The 17767-nt window shown below is 67.2% G+C and carries 18 protein-coding genes; 12 read left to right on the top strand and 6 right to left on the bottom strand.

Annotated elements, in window-relative coordinates; all coding sequences use genetic code 11:
• Window positions 1-20: 20 nt before the first annotated feature.
• Window positions 21-1355 carry a threonine/serine exporter family protein gene (locus ACFQDH_RS03150; RefSeq protein WP_382398394.1) on the top strand — a complete coding sequence of 445 codons (1335 nt, stop codon included), beginning with the start codon at window positions 21-23 and terminating at the stop codon, window positions 1353-1355.
• Here ACFQDH_RS03150 and ACFQDH_RS03145 read toward each other — a convergent pair.
• From ACFQDH_RS03145 to ACFQDH_RS03135, 3 genes are read right to left on the bottom strand one after another with little or no spacing between them, the layout of a single operon-like run.
• Window positions 1312-2022 (bottom strand): polyamine aminopropyltransferase, encoded by a 711-nt coding sequence (locus tag ACFQDH_RS03145; RefSeq protein ID WP_382398392.1) that lies wholly within the window; start codon window positions 2020-2022, stop codon window positions 1312-1314. The genes ACFQDH_RS03150 and ACFQDH_RS03145 overlap by 44 nt on opposite strands.
• Entirely contained in the window at window positions 2019-2618 is a 600-nt protein-coding gene (locus tag ACFQDH_RS03140) for a hemerythrin domain-containing protein (protein ID WP_382398390.1), read from the bottom strand. The genes ACFQDH_RS03145 and ACFQDH_RS03140 overlap by 4 nt, the downstream gene beginning before the upstream one ends.
• Window positions 2619-2644: 26 nt before the next feature.
• Window positions 2645-3175 (bottom strand): OsmC family protein, encoded by a 531-nt coding sequence (locus tag ACFQDH_RS03135; protein WP_382398388.1) that lies wholly within the window; start codon window positions 3173-3175, stop codon window positions 2645-2647.
• Window positions 3176-3193: 18 nt separating this feature from the next.
• On the opposite strand from ACFQDH_RS03135, the gene ACFQDH_RS03130 reads away from it, so the two are divergent.
• On the top strand, window positions 3194-3616 hold the full coding sequence (locus ACFQDH_RS03130) for a PNPOx family protein (protein ID WP_382398386.1): 423 nt from the start codon (window positions 3194-3196) through the stop codon (window positions 3614-3616).
• A gap of 17 nt (window positions 3617-3633) precedes the next feature.
• On the opposite strand, the gene ACFQDH_RS03125 is transcribed toward ACFQDH_RS03130, so the two are convergent.
• Together ACFQDH_RS03125 and ACFQDH_RS03120 are read right to left on the bottom strand one after the other, a co-directional pair.
• The gene (locus tag ACFQDH_RS03125) at window positions 3634-4515 is read right to left on the bottom strand and encodes a PIG-L deacetylase family protein (RefSeq protein WP_382398385.1); all 882 of its coding nucleotides are present in this window, start codon (window positions 4513-4515) and stop codon (window positions 3634-3636) included.
• A gap of 199 nt (window positions 4516-4714) precedes the next feature.
• On the bottom strand, window positions 4715-5689 hold the full coding sequence (locus ACFQDH_RS03120) for a formylglycine-generating enzyme family protein (protein ID WP_465253889.1): 975 nt from the start codon (window positions 5687-5689) through the stop codon (window positions 4715-4717).
• A 75-nt stretch (window positions 5690-5764) separates the two neighbouring features.
• Here ACFQDH_RS03120 and ACFQDH_RS03115 point away from each other — a divergent pair, with 75 nt between their 5' ends.
• The 7 genes from ACFQDH_RS03115 to dmpG all read left to right on the top strand — a co-directional run bounded on the left by ACFQDH_RS03115 (window position 5765) and on the right by dmpG (window position 13967).
• On the top strand, window positions 5765-6802 hold the full coding sequence (locus ACFQDH_RS03115; RefSeq protein ID WP_382398381.1) for a LacI family DNA-binding transcriptional regulator: 1038 nt from the start codon (window positions 5765-5767) through the stop codon (window positions 6800-6802).
• Window positions 6795-8171 carry a sulfatase-like hydrolase/transferase gene (locus tag ACFQDH_RS03110; protein WP_382398379.1) on the top strand — a complete coding sequence of 459 codons (1377 nt, stop codon included), beginning with the start codon at window positions 6795-6797 and terminating at the stop codon, window positions 8169-8171. Before ACFQDH_RS03115 ends, ACFQDH_RS03110 begins: the two co-directional genes overlap by 8 nt.
• Window positions 8172-8221: 50 nt before the next feature.
• On the top strand, window positions 8222-10030 hold the full coding sequence (locus ACFQDH_RS03105; protein WP_382398377.1) for an RICIN domain-containing protein: 1809 nt from the start codon (window positions 8222-8224) through the stop codon (window positions 10028-10030).
• A 287-nt stretch (window positions 10031-10317) separates the two neighbouring features.
• Complete coding sequence (locus ACFQDH_RS03100; RefSeq protein WP_382398375.1) at window positions 10318-11079, top strand: IclR family transcriptional regulator; 762 nt, start codon at window positions 10318-10320, stop codon at window positions 11077-11079.
• Window positions 11080-11155: 76 nt separating this feature from the next.
• Window positions 11156-11977, top strand: coding sequence for a 2-keto-4-pentenoate hydratase (locus ACFQDH_RS03095; protein ID WP_382398373.1), 822 nt, complete (start codon window positions 11156-11158; stop codon window positions 11975-11977).
• Window positions 11974-12945 (top strand): acetaldehyde dehydrogenase (acetylating), encoded by a 972-nt coding sequence (locus tag ACFQDH_RS03090; RefSeq protein WP_382398371.1) that lies wholly within the window; start codon window positions 11974-11976, stop codon window positions 12943-12945. Before ACFQDH_RS03095 ends, ACFQDH_RS03090 begins: the two co-directional genes overlap by 4 nt.
• Window positions 12942-13967, top strand: coding sequence for a 4-hydroxy-2-oxovalerate aldolase (dmpG, locus tag ACFQDH_RS03085; RefSeq protein WP_382398369.1), 1026 nt, complete (start codon window positions 12942-12944; stop codon window positions 13965-13967). The genes ACFQDH_RS03090 and dmpG overlap by 4 nt, the downstream gene beginning before the upstream one ends.
• 63 nt (window positions 13968-14030) lie before the next feature.
• Here dmpG and ACFQDH_RS03080 read toward each other — a convergent pair whose 3' ends face one another.
• A complete protein-coding gene (locus ACFQDH_RS03080; protein WP_382398367.1) occupies window positions 14031-14990 on the bottom strand; it encodes a LysR substrate-binding domain-containing protein in 960 nt (319 codons plus the stop codon).
• A 107-nt stretch (window positions 14991-15097) separates the two neighbouring features.
• On the opposite strand from ACFQDH_RS03080, the gene ACFQDH_RS03075 reads away from it, so the two are divergent.
• Genes ACFQDH_RS03075 through ACFQDH_RS03065 form a run of 3 tightly spaced genes read left to right on the top strand, consistent with a single transcriptional unit; the run spans window position 15098 to window position 17766 of the window.
• Window positions 15098-15964, top strand: coding sequence for an MBL fold metallo-hydrolase (locus tag ACFQDH_RS03075; RefSeq protein ID WP_382398365.1), 867 nt, complete (start codon window positions 15098-15100; stop codon window positions 15962-15964).
• Between the two features lie 12 nt (window positions 15965-15976).
• Window positions 15977-16987 (top strand): ABC transporter substrate-binding protein, encoded by a 1011-nt coding sequence (locus ACFQDH_RS03070; protein WP_382398363.1) that lies wholly within the window; start codon window positions 15977-15979, stop codon window positions 16985-16987.
• Window positions 16984-17766 (top strand): ABC transporter permease, encoded by a 783-nt coding sequence (locus ACFQDH_RS03065; RefSeq protein WP_382398361.1) that lies wholly within the window; start codon window positions 16984-16986, stop codon window positions 17764-17766. Before ACFQDH_RS03070 ends, ACFQDH_RS03065 begins: the two co-directional genes overlap by 4 nt.
• Window position 17767: the final 1 nt, after the last annotated feature.

The raw sequence follows: 17767 nt of genomic DNA, 5'->3' as shown, positions 1-17767 counted from the left end.
GAGGAATCAGGTTCGTGAGTATGACGAGTCGACCGGCGCCATACGCCTCAGGTCAGGGCGACGAGCGCAAGCGACTGCTGCTGGAGGTCGGCGCCGCGCTGCTCGGCGGCGGCGCAGCATCGAGCGATGTCGAGGACGAGCTGCGTGCGCTGAGCCCGGTGATCGGCTGCCCGGAGATCACCGTCGCCGCGTTGCCGACCGGCTTGTTCGTCGGGCTCGAACCGATGGACAGCGTGAGCTTCGCACCGGTCGACGGGGCGGTCCGGTTGGACCAGAGCTCCGAAGTGCTGAAGGTCGTCTCCGCCCTGCGTGCCCGCGAGCTGACGGTATCGGCGGCTTTGCAGCGGCTGCACCAGATCCGCGCGACACCGCCGCGCTGGCCTCGGTGGGTGGGCGACCTCGGCGGCATACCGATCGGCATCGGACTGTGTCTGCTGCTGCAGCCAGCATTCGCCAATTTGCTTGTTGTTGCTTCCTGTTCGCTCGTGGTCGCGGTGCTGACGATGCTGACGCGCAGGTGGCGCTCGCTGGCCCGCTTACTGCCTGTCGCCTCCGCATTCGTCAGCTCGCTCATCGTCCTGGGTGCCTTCCACGCCGGCTGGGTGGACGGCCCGCTGCGACTGATCGTTGCGGCGATCGCCGTGCTGTTGCCCGGAAGTGCCATCGTCGTCGGGCTGACCGAGATCGCGTCCGGCGCGGCGGCCGCCGGCACCTCCCGGCTGGTTTCGGGCGGCGTGCAGATCGCGCTGTTCATCTCGGGCGTGGTCGCGGCTGCCGCGTTGACCCGGACGCCGGCGGACTCGCTGACAAACGGGGTCAGCGCACATCCGGCCTGGTGGGCCGCGGTGCTCGGCATCGCAATTTGTGTGCTGGGCTTGATGATTCACTTCTTCACGCCCATCGAGCACACCCTGGCGATCGCCGTGGTGATGGGCGCGGCCGGCGGCACCCAGGTGCCGCTGCAGCTCATCTACAACCCGGAGGTCGGCGGTTTCACCGGCGCCCTGGCAGCCATGGTCGCCGCGATCGTCGTCTCCTGGGTGCCGGGGGCGCCGATCTGGCGGGTCACTTACGTGCCGGCGTTCCTGATCGTCGCGCCGGGGTCGTTCGGACTGCTCAATGCTTCGCAGGTGGAGTTCGGCAGCGGCACGAGCAAGTCTCTGCTCACAGCACTTTCGGCGTTTCTCGCGATCGCGGTCGGCACCTTGATCGGCTCGATCATCGCTCGCGCTGCCGAGCATTCGGCGCGCTCCCTGCCGTCGACGACCGGTGCCGTCGACTGGCCGACGGGGAGTGAACGGGGCCGTTCGGTCAGCGGGCGACATACACCGTGTTGGCCGACTCGCCGCCGGTGAGGAAGTTGGCGAAGGTGACGACATGCGCGTCGGACCTCTCGAAGGTCGCGGTCAGCAACGCCGAGAACTCGTCGTCGGGCGGGTCGTCGGACCAGAGTGCGAAGACGCCATCGGGTTTCAAGTGTTGTGTGAGCTGGCGAAGCCCGTCGGCCGTGTAGAACGCGGCGTGATCCGGGTGCAACACATGGCGCGGCGTGTGGTCGATGTCCAGGAGTATGGCGTCGAAGCGGCGGCCGGGCGCGTCCGGATCGAAGCCCGCATCGGAGGCTGCCATCGCGAAGAAGTTGTCGAGCACCAGCCGGGTGCGCGGATCCTGCACGAGCTCCGCGGCGCCGGGTAGCAGCTGTCGCTCGTGCCAATCGATCACTTGGGGCATCGCGTCGACAACGATCATCGAGCGAATTCGCTCATCTTCCAACGCAGCTCGCGCGGTGTAACCAAGTCCGAGCCCACCGACGACGATGTCCAGATCGGTGCCCTGAGTCTGCGCGAGACCGAGTCGCGCGAGCTCGACCTCGGCGACCGTGAACAGGCTCGACATGAGGAACTCCTCGTCGAGCTTCACCTCATAGACGTCCACCTTGAGCGTCGGCTCCAGCCGGCGGCGCAGGCTGATCGTGCCGCGCGGTGTCTCGCTCCAGGCGAGTTCTTCGAAACGCGCGCTCACTCGGACGCGTCTTCGCTGGCCGTCTTCGAATGGCGCGTCGGACCGGGCGACTTCTTGGCCGCGGCGACCTTGCCGCCGTGCTGCTGGTTGTCGTCGACGTATTCTTCCGGGTCCTTGTCGGTCGGCTTGATCCCGGAGGCTGCGTTGATCGCCTCGAAGCGCAGGAACTGTATGGCGATGTCGTGCCGCAGTTGCAGGCTGGCCTGCTGCCGGAAGTCGGCCAGATCCTGGCGCTCCTCCTCGCCCATGTGCCGGCTGTTGTAGACGTTGCAGTCGGTGACGGCGGTCCACCATTCCTTGGTGCCGGTCTTGGCACGGTCGGCCTGGCGGATCGCCATACGAATGTTGTTGTGGTCGCCGATCGCGTCGTCGGTCTCCTCGGCGGCGTCCGGTGCGTCCGCAGCACCGGTGCCGAGCTTGAGCAGCTCCGGATAGAAGTAGCGTTCCTCGGCCTCGGCGTGATTTTCCAGCAGTATGGCGAGCCGGCGCCACATCGCGGCCAGGCCCTCGGTGTCGTCCCGGGGCCATTCCTCGAGCATCGCGAAACCACGGCGCTGCTCGTCGTGCTGCTGCTGAATGATCTCGGTGATGTCCATGGCCCGAAGCTACCCCGCCAGCCGCTTCACTGCGCGCGGCGCACGGTGATGGTCGGCGGCTCGGCGAGTGACTGACCCACCACGCAATAGCGCTCCGTCATACGGGCAAGGCGCTCGAGCTGCTCCGTCGTCGCGTCGGTGTCGGCCGTGAAGTCGAGCATCAGATCTTGTATGCCGACAGGCACAGACCGATCGATGCCGAGGGTGCCGCGAGCGTCGAAGCTGGCATCCGCGCGACCGTCGAGAGACCTCAGCTCCACGCCGGACGCGAGAGCCACTGCGCGCAGCGTGACGCCCGCGCAGGCCAGCACCGCTTCCAGCAGCATGTCGCCGGAGCACGCGTCGGAACCGTCGCCGCCCGTTGCGGCATGCAGGCCGGCTTGGGTGATCGACCCGGTCTGGTGCACCGAGAACGTTGGTGCCGCCCCGCTGCCGTCACCCGTTGCGGCAAGCGGTGTCAGCGCCTCGGCGCCGGATTGTTTGTAGCGCTCCTTCAGTGGTGCCTGTGCGGCTCGAAGCTCATTCGCGTCCATGGTGACCATTGTCGACGCTGGCATGGACGTACGGTGTGGACCGTGAAGTTGACGGCGGCTGACGCGCGCGACCGGCTCGCCGGCGCCGACCACGGAGTCCTGTGCACCGTGCATCACCGACGCGGGGTGGACGCGGTGCCGGTGGTCTACGCCATCAACGGCGACCTCGTCGGCATACCGGTGGACACGGTCAAGCCCAAGTCGTCGAATCACCTGCAACGAGAACGCAATCTGCAGGCCGACCCACGGGCAACGCTGCTGGTGGAGCACTGGGATCGGGACGACTGGTCACGGCTGTGGTGGGTTCGCGCCGAACTGCGCTGGCCAGGTGACGCCGACCCGGCAGAGGCAGAAGCGCTCGCCGGTCAGTTGGCCGCGGACTATCCGCAGTATGGCGATCGGCCCTTCGCCCGAGTGCTGGTGCTGCACCTCGTCGGCGTCACCGGGTGGGCCGCCGAGAGCTGACGAACGGCGATGTGGGCTCACGGCGACGCCCTTCGAATGCCGGCCGCGTTGGTCGTGGATGGCGGCTGGTGGCAGGTCCAGCGACATTCGAGCAGATCCCAATAGCAGGTCGACGTGTTGTGTTGGTGGCGTGCCCGGTCGGGATCGCTCGGCATACCGACCCCGACCGCCCGACGAAGGTGCTCGATGGTGAGGAACGCGCGCCGGAGGTCCTCGGGTAGCGCCTCATAGGGCGAGACCTGCGAACGGTGCCGGGCGATCCCCTCGAGGCGCCGCTCGTACTGCCGAGTGGTGTCGATGCGTTCGGTGATCAGCTCGTCGGTCGTGCCAAGGTCTGCGAGGGCGAGGTATGGCGAGTCCGGGTCCTGACCGGCCAACTGCCCCGCCCACCGGCGCATCAAGCGACGGGGCAGGCAGTGCAGCCAGACGGGTATGCCCTGCTCGCGCCCGACAGCCACCGCTGCATCGCGCATTCGAGCGTGGTCACGGTGGCCGTCGCTGCCGTCGAGCGTCACGATGAGGTCGGGGTGGAAGTCCGCGACGGCCCGGGAGACCCGGCGGGTCACCTCGGCGAACGGCTCTGCGAGGATCGAACCCGCAGGTGCCGCGCCGGTCATCCCGGAGTCGAGCAGGTCAAGCAGGAAGACCTCGCTGACGCCCAGCAGGGTTGCGGCGTCACGCAATTCGGCCTCGCGGAGCGTTGCGATACCGCCCGGCGGCACGGTGACTCCCTGTCGGACCTCACCGGCCTCGCCCCGGCTGGCGCAGCAGACCGCAGTCGTCATACCGCTGTCGGCCAGGTGCAGCAACAGTGATCCCGTGCCGAAGGTCTCGTCGTCCGGATGCGCCACCACGACGAGCGCGCGCGTCGCGCCACTGTGGCCCAGGGTTTCGATCATCGCCTGCCCCCTCCGTGCGTGCCGACGCGGATAGTGCACGACCGTAGTGCCCATGGCCGACCACCGAAGGCTTATTGCGTACCCGGGAGTGCTTGGTGGGCGCCAACATCGACACCTTGCGGTAGTTGGGCTCCGGGCCCGGGATGTTCATCGCTGAGGTCGACGGCATCCGCGCCGGGCTTGTTTCTGGCCGACTGAACTAGACGTCCCGTGCGCACCGAAATCCGGTGTTGCCAGTGCTGCTGTCGGGAGTGTTGCCGGTGCGCGCGGCAACGCGGTAACGGTTGCAGTAGCTGCTGTGACACAGGTAGGAGCCGCCGCGCATGACCTTGGTCGTGCCGTCCCGCGGACCGCTCGGGTCGACCAGTGGCCGCCGCGCCGGGTGGTCGGTGGTCCACCAGTCCCGGCACCATTCCCACACGTTGCCCGACGTGTTGTAGAGCCCGAAACCGTTGGGTTCGAACGCATTAACCGGGGCGGTCCCGGCGTAACCGTCGGCCCGGGTGTTGTGCACCGGGAACTGCCCCTGCCAGATGTTGCAGCGGTGCTGCCCGCCCGGGGTGAGCTCGTCGCCCCAGGGGTACCGCTTCTGCCGCAGCCCGCCACGCGCGGCACACTCCCACTCGGCCTCAGTCGGCAGGCGAAGCCCGGACCACGCGCAGTATGCCGCCGCGTCGCGCCAGCTGACGTGCACCACTGGGTGCTCGTCCCGGTCGGCAACGTCACTGCCAGGACCCTCCGGAGCCGCCCAGAACGCGCCGTCGACGCCGCACCACCACGGCGTCCCCGAGGGTCGAGGTGCGTCGCGCCGCAGCCGGCCGGGCAGGAACGATGCGAAGACGTAGGACCAGCCGAATTCTTCTGCGTCCGTGCGGTATCCGGTGGCCGCGACGAACGAGGCGAACTCGCGGTTCGTGACGGCATACGGCGACAGGTAGAACGCCGCGAGCCGCACCGGCCGCACCGGTCCCTCTCCGTCTCGCGGGATTCCGTCGGCGTCGTCCCCGCCCATCAGGAACTCGCCGCCGGGGATCAGCACCATCTCGCCGACGTTGCCGTCGGCGGCGGCCGTGCCCAGGTCCGTCGGATGATCGGTGTGCGGATCGCTGGTTCGCGCCGGCGCGCAACAGGTGTGCGATGGGTCGGTACTGGATCCCACGGTTTGCTCCTCGATGCTGCGGTTGGGCCTTGACAGGATAGCTCGGTCGGTGAATCGTGTAACCATGTCAATTGGGTTATCCGAATAACCGTGTCCAAGTCGTCGAAGACGCCGCGATCGCGACCGATCCAGCGTGATGTGGCCGAACGTGCCGGGGTTTCATCGGCGACGGTGTCCTACGTGCTGTCCGGGCGCCGAGGGCGCGCGAATCCCGTGTCGGAAGAGACCCGCGTGCGAGTTCTCGATGCGGTGAAAGAGCTTGGTTACCAGTCGAATCACGCGGCACGCAGCCTCCGACGGCACCGCACGGACATCGTCGCCGTCGTCCATCGGCCGCCGAGCAACCCCTGGCTCGAGGAGCTGATCGAGCAACTGCACCGGTCGGCCGTGGAGCGGGGATGCTCCGTGATCACCGTGCCTATCGCGTCTCGCGATCGGGCGGAGACCGTGCTGCGAGTGCTGCGGGAGCGATTCGTGGACGGGGCAATCATCGCACCAGATCCGGCTATCGACCCGGCACAGGTCCGCGCCCTGGCAGCGGGCGGGCTTCCCCTGGTGGCCTTCGACGACACCCTGACGGCTCGGCGCCTCGACGTCGTGCGGCTGGCACAGGAGGAAGCGTGCCGCAGCGCGGTCTGCTATCTGATCGAGCAGGGCCACCGCCGGATCGCCTATCTCGCACACGACGAGGAGCTCGCCTTGGATGGGCATGGAGTCAAATTCGCCGCCTACCGGAAGGCATTGTCCGACAACGGAATCGAGCTGGACCCTGCCTTGGTCGTCCCTGGCGCCGACTTCCGCCCGGACGCCTACGCGCAGGTGCAGAAGCTGCTGCGCGGGTCGACCCCGCCGACTGCGATCTTCAGCGCCTCGGACCGTGCTGCGATCAACGCGATCTGGGCCGCGAGAGACGCCGGTCTGGGCGTACCCGACGACCTGGCGGTGATCGGCGTCGGCAACACGAAGGAGGGCGAGTCGGTGCAGCCGGCTCTGACGACGGTGGGCACCCCACAGACGGACTTCAGCCAGGTGATCGACGCGCTGTGGGAACGCATCGACGACCCGACGCGGTCGGGTCGCGAGCTGCTCGAGCCATGGCGTCTGGTGACGAGGAGTCCGCATGACTGACAACCAGTCCGCCCGTGAGTCGGGTGCACGACCCAACGTCGTGGTCTTCCTGACCGATCAGCAGCGCTTCGATTCCACCGGCGCACACGGCAACCCGCTCGGCCTGACGCCGAACTTCGACCGGCTCGCCGAGGAAGGCACGTTCTGCGCCAATTCGTTCACGCCGCAACCGGTGTGTGCACCGGCTCGGGCCGCGCTGCAGACCGGCCGCCACGCGACCGCTGCCGGCGTACATCGCAACGAGCTCGCCCTTGCCTCCGACGCGGACACGGTGGCGAAACGCTTCGCTGCTGCCGGTTACGACACGGCATACGTCGGCAAGTGGCACCTCGCGGGGACCGGCGACGAGCCGGTGCCACCGCATCTGCGTGGTGGTTACCAGCACTGGCTGGGCGCAGACGTCGTGGAGTTCCTCTCGGACGTGTATGACGCGCGTCTCTACGACAGTGACGGCGTGCTCCGCCAGCTGCCCGGCTATCGGGCCGACGCGTACGTCGATGCGGCGATCGACTATCTGGCGACGCCGCATGAAAGGCCGTTCTTCCTGTTCGTCTCGCTCATCGAGCCCCACCACCGCAACCAGCGGGACGACTATCCCGCACCGGACGGTTATCGCGAGCAGTACGAAGGACGTTGGACCCCACCGGATCTGGCGGCGCTCGGTGGCGTCACCCAACAACATTTGGCCGGCTACTGGGGAATGGTCAAGCGCGTCGACGAGACATTCGGCCGGCTCCGGGACGCGCTGCACAGCCTGGGGCTGGCAGACGACACGATCGTCGCATTCACCACCGATCACGGCTGCCACTTCAAGACCCGCAACGACGAATACAAGCGCTCGGCCCACGAGGCATCGATCCGCATCCCACTGGCCATCGACGGGCCGGGTTTCCACGGCGGCGGCCGAGTCCCTGGGCTGGTCAGCCTGATCGATCTGGCCCCCAGTCTCCTGGACGCCTGCGGCATCGCCGTGCCGGAAGGCATGCACGGTCGGTCGGTGCTGCCGCACTCGACCGATGGTGTCGCCGACTGCCGTCGCGAGGTGCTCGTGCAGGTGAGCGAGTCCCAGGTCGCCCGCGCGCTGCGGACAACCAGGTGGAAATACGTGATCACGGCGCCCGGTGCTGACGCGTGGAACGACCCGGGGTCGCCGGTGTATGTCGAGAGCGAGCTCTACGACTTGGAGAGCGACCCCTATGAGCTGGAGAACCTGATCGGCCTGCGCTCACATCGTCAGCTGTCGGACGTGCTCGGCGAGCGAATCCGCCGGGCGATGGCCGACGCCGGGGAAGGTCCCGCGCAGATCACGCACGCAACACCTCGAGAGAGCGGGCAACGTCGAGTACCGGACGGCGACGCCTGGCTGTGAATCCACAACGAGAGGAATGACTGATGACCAACGGCACACGAGGACGATCCATGCGCCGCCGGAGCGTGACCGTTGCGGCGGCAACAGCGGCTGGTGCGCTCGGCGCGGCGCTGGTTCTGCCGGCCGCTCACGCTGCACCCGAGGCTGCGACGCCGTCATACACCATCACCAGCGGAGCAGTGCACAGCTACGGCTTCCCGGATGACACCCCGGCGAGCTCGTTCATCGACTCCGATGGCACCTTCTACACGCAGCAGTCAGACGCGGAGTACGGGGCGAACGGGCCTCGTCAGTGGAGCTTCTTCACCGGCACGAACTTCGACGACGCCACACCGGACAACGCGTTGAACACCGCTGTGAACCCTAGCAATCCGTTGGACCGCAACGACGACACGACCTGGCGGTGCAACAACAGCCCGACGGGGCTGGAGTCGACATACGACCCGAACCAGAGCCACTACACACAGAGGAACTTCTGCGACCTGGTCGGTGTCTGGGTCGACCCGGACACCGGGGACTGGTACGGCGTCGTGCACAACGAGTTCACGCCGCAGCCGTTCGGTGACGGGTTGCATTACGACTCACTGGATTACGCGGTCTCCACCGACCACGGCCACACGTGGACGATCAAGGACCACATCGTGACCTCGCCATACAGCACGAAGCGCGGTGACACGACGGCATTCCCGAACCAGACCTTCGACTACGGGGACGGCGACCCGCGACTGCTCGTCGACGTCCGCTCCGGGTACTTCTACCTCTACTACGGCTCGCGGGTGCTGAACAAGCCCGGTGGCACCGGTCCCTCCAGGGTCGGCTACGCCCATGTCGCCCGCGCGCCGATGTCCGCGAAGATGGCCCCCGGCTCGTGGCACAAGTTCTACGACGGCTCCTGGAACCAGCCCGGTGTGGGCGGCAAGGAGAGCGACCTGGTCCCGGTCAGCCAGGAAGCCAACGGCTATCTACCGCCGGCGAAGGAATACAACCCCGAAAACACCGGATCCACCGGTGAGCAGATCGCAGCAGGCACGATGCAGCCCAAGTCGCCGCTCTTCCTGACCAACGTCGCCTGGGATGCATACCTGAACGAATACATCGGCGAGCCGGAGCAACCGGCCGTCAATGGCAGCCAGACCCGTGGGCCGTTGCCGATCTACGCGACCGATGACCTCGGCACCCAGAAGTGGCACCTCGTCGGCACGGTGAACAACTACGACGAAAAGGCTTGGTATCGCTGGATGGTCGACTCCGGGGCGGCGAGCTGGCAGGGCACTGTCGGCAAGACGTTCCGCAGTTACTGCTCGATCTCCTGCTCGACGTCGGACGGTGAATGGCTCGACGTCACGATCGGGAGCAGCGCCCCAGCGCCCGCGCCCGTGCAACCTGGCGTGCGCTACCGCATCAGTTCCGGCTCCGGCCGTGCGCTCGCACAGTCCGGCAACGGCAGCGAACTGATGACCGTCGGCGACCCGGCACACACCGCACGTGCGGCGTGGAAGTTCAGCGACAACGGCGACGGATCGTTCACCGTCGTCAACGCGTCCACCGGTGATGCCCTCGGAGTCGGTATGTCGCCGGCCGACCGGGCCTGGGGCACCAGCCCGATCGCCACCGCGGTCCCGTCCGGAGGTCCGACTGTCGGGCAGCAGTGGTTCATCGAGCGCAACGTGACCACGCCCGAGGCGTCAGGTGCTACCCGTCCGGCGGACACCTTCCGACTGGTCAACCGTTACAGCGGTCTCGTGCTGAGTCTCTCGTCCGGCGCTCAGCCCGGATCGGTCACCACCACGCCGTACCGCAACTGGACTGGAGCCGGGCAGCAGCCGGCGGACCAGACGGTCGGTCTGGCTCGCTGGTAAACCAGGTTGATCGATCCGAAGGGTGTCGGAAAGCGCGACGAAATCATCGGAGCTGGCCGGCTACTGACGCGAGGGTTCGCCGCGGGCGGGCGGGCAGTGTGACTCAGGATGGGCCTGTTCGTTCGTCGACGGTGTCATCTTCGATGTTCTGTCGGCGGTCGGCCAATGCGGATTCGGACGCCGGGTATGCCCGCGGGCCATCCATGGTCGAGGTCATCGCGTGGCACACTCGTAGACGTCGTCGGGGTGCCAGTACCGACCAAGATCCCGATCCGCAGGAGGCGCTTGTGGGGGAGCCGGGTGTGCTTGCGAAGGCGACCACCGTTCTCCAGTCGTTCACGGTAGAAGACCACGGCGTGCGGTTCACCGAGGTGCAGCGCCGGACCGGGCTGCCGAAGTCGACGCTGCACCGGTTGCTCCGCGAGATGGTGAGCCTGCGTCTGCTCGATCTGGAGGGTGATCGCTACCGGCTGAGCGGCCAGCTCTTCGAGCTCGGTATGCGCGCGTCGGTCGAACGAGACCTGCTCGAAGTGGCTATGCCGTTCCTGGAGGATCTCTACGAGCGCACCCACGAGGTCGTGCATCTCGGCATCCGCGAAGGCACTGAAGTCGTGTATGTCGCCAAGCTGAACGGACACCGGCCGGTGCGGTCCCCGTCCCGGCTCGGCGGGCGGATGCCCTTGCACGCCACCGCGATCGGCAAGGCGCTGCTCGCCCACGCACCCGAGGAGATCCGCCGCGAGGTGTTGACCGGATCGCTGCCGCGACTCGCGCCGCGTACCGTCGTGGCACCCGCGCTGCTGTCTGCGCAGTTGGAGGACGTCGTCGAGACCGGCATCGCCCACGAGAACGAGGAGTCCTCGGTCGGGCTGACCTGCATCGCAGCGCCGGTCTTCAATTCGGCGGATCGGGCCATCGCCGCGGTGAGCATCACTGGCACGGTCGGGCGGATGCGGCCGGCTCAGGTGGCAACTCCACTGCGGGCGGCCGCCGCCGGCATCACTGCCACGTTGAGCCGGCGGGACCAGCTGCGCGACACCGGCCGGTGACGGTCCCCGATATAGGGTCCTAGTTCCACTACGCGGAACAGAATGTTAGGTCTCGGCGGCGGCCGCTCGGCAGAGTGTGCGGCATGACTTTCCCCAGCCAGTCACCGAAGCGATCCGGCAGGCCGCGGACCGGTTGCGCGATGCCGGCGAGCGCCGCCGCGCGTGTGCACCTGTCCGAGACCTCATCGGTGCCGACAACGCGCAGGCGGCATACGCGGTGCAGGACCTGCTCGCCCAGGAGCGGGTGGCCGCCGGCGCAACCGTCGCCGGCCGCAAGATCGGCCTGACCTCACCGGCCGTGCAACGGCAGCTCGGTGTCGACCAGCCCGACTTCGGCGTCCTGTTCGCCGACATGGAATGCCCGACCGGCGACCTACCGACCGATGATCTGCTGCAGCCCAAGGTCGAGGCCGAGATCGCCTTCGTCCTGGCGCAAGACCTGATCGACGGCGAGCTCGACGTCGCCCAGGTCCGCGACGCCGTCGCGTACGCCACGGCGGCGCTGGAGATCGTCGACAGCCGGATCATCGACTGGGACATCACCTTCGCCGACACGGTCGCCGACAACGGATCGTCGGCGAAGTACGTCCTCGGCGCCGACCGCGTCACCCTCGACGGGTTCGAGCCGAAGGAAACGCAGATGCGAATGACTCTCGACGGCCAGGAGGTGTCGACCGGCACCGGTGCCGCCTGCCTCGGTGACCCGCTCGCCGCCCTGTCCTGGCTGGCCAGGACCGCGCGAGACTTCGGCAGCCCGTTGCGCGCCGGCCAGGTCGTGCTGTCCGGAGCACTTGGACCGATCGCCGCCGTACATGCCGGAAATGTCGTCTCCGCAACGGTTTCCGGACTCGGTGAGGTCACTGCTCGTTTCGGAACCACCCAGGAGGAAGCGCGATGAGCAAGCACAAAGTAGCCATCATCGGCTCGGGCAACATCGGCACCGACCTGATGTTCAAGGTGATGCGGCTGTCCGACACCTTGGAGATGGGCGCCATGGTCGGCATCGACCCGGCCTCGGACGGGCTGGCCCGTGCCGACCGGCTCGGCATCCCGACGACGGCGAAAGGCGTCGACGGGCTGATCATCATGGACGGCTTCGAGGACATCGAGGTGGTCTTCGACGCCACGTCGGCTGGTGCGCACAAGGCGAATGCCGCACGCTTGGCGCCATACGGCAAGCGACTGGTGGACCTCACGCCTGCCGCGATCGGCCCGTATGTCGTGCCGGCCGTCAACCTGGAGGAGCACCTCGACGCCGAGAACGTCAACATGGTGACCTGTGGTGGACAGGCGACCATTCCGGTCGTCGCGGCGATCAGTCGGGTCGCCACGGTGCCGTATGCAGAGATAGTCGCATCGATCGCCTCCAAGTCGGCCGGCCCTGGCACGCGGGCGAACATCGACGAGTTCACCGAGACGACCAGCCAGGCGATCGAGGTCGTGGGTGGCGCCGCCAGAGGCAAGGCGATCATCATCCTCAACCCCGCCGAGCCACCGCCGATCATGCGGGACACCGTGCTGGCGCTGGTCAACGCGCCGGACGAGGCGACGCACGCCCGGATCCAGGAATCCATCGAGGAGATGGTGGGGCGCGTCGCGGCATACGTGCCCGGCTACCGCCTCAAGCAGAAGGTGCAGATCGTCCCGGTGCCGGCCGACCAGCCAGTGCACACCCTCACCGGCGGCGCGTCCGCCACTCATCAGGTCTCTGTCTTCCTCGAGGTCGAAGGCGCCGCCCACTACCTCCCGGCGTACGCCGGAAACCTGGACATCATGACCTCGGCAGCGATGCGGGTCGCTGAGGGCATCGTCGGCCAGGAGCCCGAAAACGCATTCGAGACAAACGAATTGGAGGACGTCCGATGACGATCCCGAAGCTCTTCATTCAGGACGTCACGCTGCGCGACGGGATGCACGCCGTTCGCCATCGGATCGACCCGAGCGATGTCGCACGCATCGTCGCGGCGCTCGATACGGCCGGCGTCGACGGCATCGAGGTCGCTCACGGCGACGGACTGGCCGGTGGATCGCTCAATTATGGTCCGGGTTCGCACTCGGACTGGGAGTGGATCGAGGCCGCCGCGGAGCAGATCCAACACGCCCGGCTCACCACGCTGCTGCTGCCGGGCATCGGCACGATAGAGGAGCTCAAGCACGCACACAGCCTCGGCGTGCGCTCGGTGCGAGTCGCGACCCACTGCACCGAAGCCGACGTCTCCGCGCAGCACATCGCCGCCGCCCGGGAGCTCGGCATGGACGTGTCCGGCTTCCTGATGATGAGTCATCTGAACGACGCGGCGGGGCTTGCCCAGCAGGCCAAGCTGATGGAGTCGTATGGCGCGCACTGCATCTACGTCACCGATTCCGGCGGCCGGCTGACGATGGACGGAGTCCGGGAGCGGGTCCGCGCCTACCGCGACGTGCTCGACCCGGGCACCGAGATCGGCATACACGCGCACGAGAACCTCTCGCTGTCCGTCGCCAATTCCGTTGTGGCTGTTGAAGAAGGAGTCACCCGGGTCGATGCGTCGCTGGCCGGGCACGGCGCCGGCGCGGGCAACTGCCCGATCGAACCGTTCGTGGCTGTCGCCAACCTCTACGGATGGGAGCACGGGAGCGACCTGTTCGCGTTGCAGGACGCCGCGGACGACCTGCTGCGCCCGTTGCAGGATCGGCCGGTGCGGGTCGACCGGGAGACGCTCACGCTCGGGTATGCCGGGGTCTACTCCAGCTTCCTCCGGCACGCCGAAACCGCCTCGGAGCGTTACGGAGTCGACGTGCGGACGCTCCTGACCGAGGTCGGTCGTCGCGGACTCATCGGCGGTCAGGAGGACATGATCACCGACATCGCGCTTGACCTGGTCGCCGCACAGGAAGTGCGAGTCTGACGACCTGATCGGCGCTGCCGCCGCGCTGTTCTATGCGCACCGTGTGTCGACGCCACCCGGCGATCATCGGCGGGTACCCGGCTGGTCGGCACTGGGAATGTTCTCCCGCAACTCTTTGGCGACCGACCGCAAATTCTCCAACAGTCTCTCCCCGGCCGGCGGCAACGTGCGATCCGCGGCGACGGTGACACCGACCGCTCGGCCGATCGCCGGAAGGGTCGTGTCGATCAGCGCCAAGTGCTCGTTCGCTGTGGCGATGAGCATCGGCAGCGCCGCGATCACGTCGGTCGACTCGAGCAGGTGCTGCAGGGTCAGCATCGAGGTGCATTCGATCCTATCCGCAGGTAGGGCGACGCCCTCGTGGGCGAACATGTCCTCCAGCTCGGTGCGCAGCATGGTTTGTTCCACCGGGAGGATCCACGCCCGGTCGACCAGGTCCGCGAGTCGGGGTGCTCGCAGCTGGTGCACCGGGTGCTCCTTGCGCGCGGCGAGCCTGATGGGCTCGACATACAGCTGCATCCGGTGCAGTCGGGGCGGGACGGCGCCGGTCAACCGGCCGATCGTCAGGTCAACGTCTCCGCTGAGCAGGTCGGCCTGCAAGGCATCGGGGGTTGCTTCTCGCACGACGACGGTGACCGAGGGGTGCGCCCGTTTGAGGCCGGCGATGGCACGCGGCAGCAGCACGTTCGATCCGGCGAGGTGGGTGCCGACGGTCACGGTGCCGAGTTCGCCACTCGCCATCAGCGCGACCTGTTGCTCCGCGTCTCGCAGCTGAGCGATCACGGCTTGTGCATGCCCGATGAACGACGTGCCGTAGCGCGTCGGGATGACCCCTCGGGCATGCCGGTCGAACAACTGCACGCCGAGGATGCTCTCGAGCTCGTGCAAGGCCCGCGTGACGACCGGTTGCGTGACATGTAATGCGTCGGCTGCTCGCACCACAGAGCCGTGCTCGGCGATCGTGGTCACGATCACCAGGTGCCGCAGCTTGAGACGTCCGTCGAGCAGTCTGCCGGTGACCATGCTGACGATTATATGTTCATTCGGCTATGCAAATGCACCAAAACAGCATTGGTGGAGCATTGCTTGTGACCCTAGTCTCATTACCACTTCGAGGCGAAAGGGCATTCATGGAACTCGTCATCCTCGGCAGCGGCGGCGGTCCGCAGCCGAGCGCGCACCGCGCGTCTCCGTCGGTCGCGATCGTGCACGACGGAGCGGTCTTCATCGTGGATGCGGGCAACGGCGTGGCCAATCAGGCGGTTGCCGCCGGGCTGCGATTGCGAGATCTGCGTGGCGTGTTCATCACGCATCATCACAACGACCACAACGCCGACTACGGCAATCTGATCGGCCTGGCCTGGACGGCTGGTCTGGTCACGCCGGTGCAGACGATCGGTCCGGTCCCGCTGAGCGCGATGACCGATGAGTTCGTGCAGCTCAACCGGGTGGACACCGAGCACCGGCAAGCGCTCGGGCGCCCCTCGTTGCGTTCGCTGTTCGTGCCGTCGGAGGTGACCAGCGCGGGGGTCGTGTATGACGCCGGCGGCCTCACGGTGACGGCGGCCCGGGTCACTCACCCGCCGTTGGACGCGTTCGCCTACCGCTTCGACTCCGCGAACGGTTCGATCGTGGTCTCGGGCGACACAGCACCCTGTGACTCCCTGATCGAGCTGGCCAAGGGCGCCGACATCCTGGTGCACGAGGCCTATTCGCCCGACGACATGCATCTGCTGACCGACGGGACGAACGCTGCAGTCGACCGACTGATGAAGCACTTCCACGGTGCGCACACCACGGCGGAGGACGCCGGGCGTGTCGCCGAGGCAGCCGGAGTGCGCTGCCTCGCACTGTGGCACCTGATCCCGCGCGCGGGTGTCACCGATGGCTCCTGGGTCGAGCAGGCATCCCGCCACTTCGGTGGTGTCGTCGTTGCCAGCAGCGATCTGCTGCGCCTCGACCCGGCAGAAATCACCGTTCCGTCCCTTGATCACTGAAATGAGAATGACATGAAGAAGCTCACTGCGATCACCACCGTCGTCGTGGTCGCCGCGTTCGGTTCGTTGACGGGATGCTCGTCGTCCGGCGGCGGTCTCGGCGGTGGCGCGTCCGCCGCCGCCGGCGCCGGCACGGGCACCGCTGGCAGTGGGGCGAACTCGGGCGGCACCGTCCATGTGGGTACCATCCCCAACCCGAGCTCGATCGCGGTCTACCTCGGCAAGCAACAGAAAATGTTCGGTGACGTCAACGTCGAGACGAAGGTCGCGACCGGGTTCGCGCCGAACCTCGCGGCCGTGGTCAACGGCGAGAGCCAGGTGGGCTTCGCTGCGGTGATTCCGCTGATGGTCGCTGTGTCCAAGGGCGCACCGATCAAGATCGTCGCGGGCACGGACCGTACGCCGGCGAAGTATGACGCTGCTACCGACCCCGACAACGTGTTCGTCTCCGCGAAGAGCTCGATCAAGAGCGCCAGCGATCTCGAGGGCAAGACGGTCGCGGTAACCGCGCTCGGTTCGATCCAGGACCTCGGCATCAAGATCACGGTGAAGAAGGCGGGCGGCGACCCGTCCAAGGTGAAGTTCCTCTCCCTGGGTTCCGCAGACATGATCGCCGCACTGAAGGCCGGTCGGGTCGACGCGGTCGCGCTCTCCGAGCCATTCACGTCCGAGGCGCGCAACGACAAACTGACCCCGCTGTTCTCGTACGCAACGAGCCCGATGCCCGGTCTGCCGGTCGGCGCCTACTTCACCAGTGTCTCGACGTTGTCCAAGGACAGCGGTTCGCTGTCGACCTTCGTCAGCGGCATCAAGAAGGCAACGGCCTACGCGCAGGCAAACCCCGACAAGGTGAAGGCGGCGCTGCCCGGCTACACGGGGATCCCGGCGAAGGTCGCCAACAAGGTGAGCACCTTCCCCTATACGACCGATATCACTCCGGCGCAGATCGCCAAGCTGTCGGCGCTGCTCAAGGAGTATGGATACACCTCGAAATCCGTTACCGCACAACAGATCCTGCCATGACCCGGCGTCGTGACACGGGCCGACAGGTGGCCGCTGCCGCGGTTGCGATCGGCGTCGTCCTGCTGCTGTGGGAGGTGCTTGGGCGGGCTGACGCGCTAGGGCACGACGTCCTGCCGCCGTTCCACGTCACGGCGCAGGTGCTGTTCGAGGCGGCGCGCACGACGATCTTCTGGCACGCGGTCGTCGACACCCTTGTTCAATGGGGGGTCGGTCTGGCAGGGGCGATCGCGATCGCCATACCGCTCGGGCTGCTGATCGGCTCCGGCCGCCTTCGCCAGCGATTCACTCGCAGCACCATCGACTTCCTCCGGACGATCCCGCCGGTCATGCTCCTGCCGTTGTTCGTCCTGGTCTGGGGCACCGGTCTGCGGATGGTGGTGCTGCTGTCCATCTACGCGGCCGTCTGGCCCATGCTCACCCAGACGATCTCCGGCGTGGGGCAGATCGAGCAGCAGACACTCGACACGGTCACGATCTTCCGGATCAATCCGTGGCGACGATTCTGGCGCGTCCTGCTACCGGCGGTGTCCCCGTTCATCGTCAGTGGTGTCCGGGTCTCGGCGGTGATCTCGCTGTTCATCGCGGTCGTGTGTGAGCTGGTCGCGGGCAGTCCAGGTCTGGGCCAGTTGCTCGCCCAGTCGCAGGTCTCCGGAAACACCGCGCTGATGGTCGCCCTCATCTGCGTGACGGGGATCCTCGGCATGGTGATCAACGCCTTGTTCCGCTCCGGTGAGCGTCGATTGCTCGCCTGGCACCCGAGCTACGCGGAAGGACACTGAG

The sequence above is a fragment of the Flexivirga alba genome (genome assembly GCF_042661025.1).
GTDB lineage: Bacteria > Actinomycetota > Actinomycetes > Actinomycetales > Dermatophilaceae > Flexivirga > Flexivirga alba.
The sequence above is the reverse complement of the archived record's forward strand: the minus strand, read 5'-3'. Positions and strand labels throughout refer to the sequence as shown.

Bases quoted from the DNA above. Each gene is read 5' to 3' on its own strand.
- ACFQDH_RS03140 (WP_382398390.1), bottom strand. From the start codon at position 2,618: ATGGACATCACCGAGATCATTCAGCAGCAGCACGACGAGCAGCGCCGT.
- ACFQDH_RS03075 (WP_382398365.1), top strand. From the start codon at position 15,098: ATGGAACTCGTCATCCTCGGCAGCGGCGGCGGTCCGCAGCCGAGCGCG.
- ACFQDH_RS03080 (WP_382398367.1), bottom strand. From the start codon at position 14,990: ATGGTCACCGGCAGACTGCTCGACGGACGTCTCAAGCTGCGGCACCTG.
- ACFQDH_RS03105 (WP_382398377.1), top strand. From the start codon at position 8,222: ATGCGCCGCCGGAGCGTGACCGTTGCGGCGGCAACAGCGGCTGGTGCG.
- ACFQDH_RS03090 (WP_382398371.1), top strand. From the start codon at position 11,974: ATGAGCAAGCACAAAGTAGCCATCATCGGCTCGGGCAACATCGGCACC.
- ACFQDH_RS03065 (WP_382398361.1), top strand. From the start codon at position 16,984: ATGACCCGGCGTCGTGACACGGGCCGACAGGTGGCCGCTGCCGCGGTT.
- dmpG (WP_382398369.1), top strand. From the start codon at position 12,942: ATGACGATCCCGAAGCTCTTCATTCAGGACGTCACGCTGCGCGACGGG.
- ACFQDH_RS03125 (WP_382398385.1), bottom strand. From the start codon at position 4,515: ATGATCGAAACCCTGGGCCACAGTGGCGCGACGCGCGCGCTCGTCGTG.
- ACFQDH_RS03070 (WP_382398363.1), top strand. From the start codon at position 15,977: ATGAAGAAGCTCACTGCGATCACCACCGTCGTCGTGGTCGCCGCGTTC.
- ACFQDH_RS03135 (WP_382398388.1), bottom strand. From the start codon at position 3,175: ATGCCAGCGTCGACAATGGTCACCATGGACGCGAATGAGCTTCGAGCC.
- ACFQDH_RS03150 (WP_382398394.1), top strand. From the start codon at position 21: ATGACGAGTCGACCGGCGCCATACGCCTCAGGTCAGGGCGACGAGCGC.
- ACFQDH_RS03110 (WP_382398379.1), top strand. From the start codon at position 6,795: ATGACTGACAACCAGTCCGCCCGTGAGTCGGGTGCACGACCCAACGTC.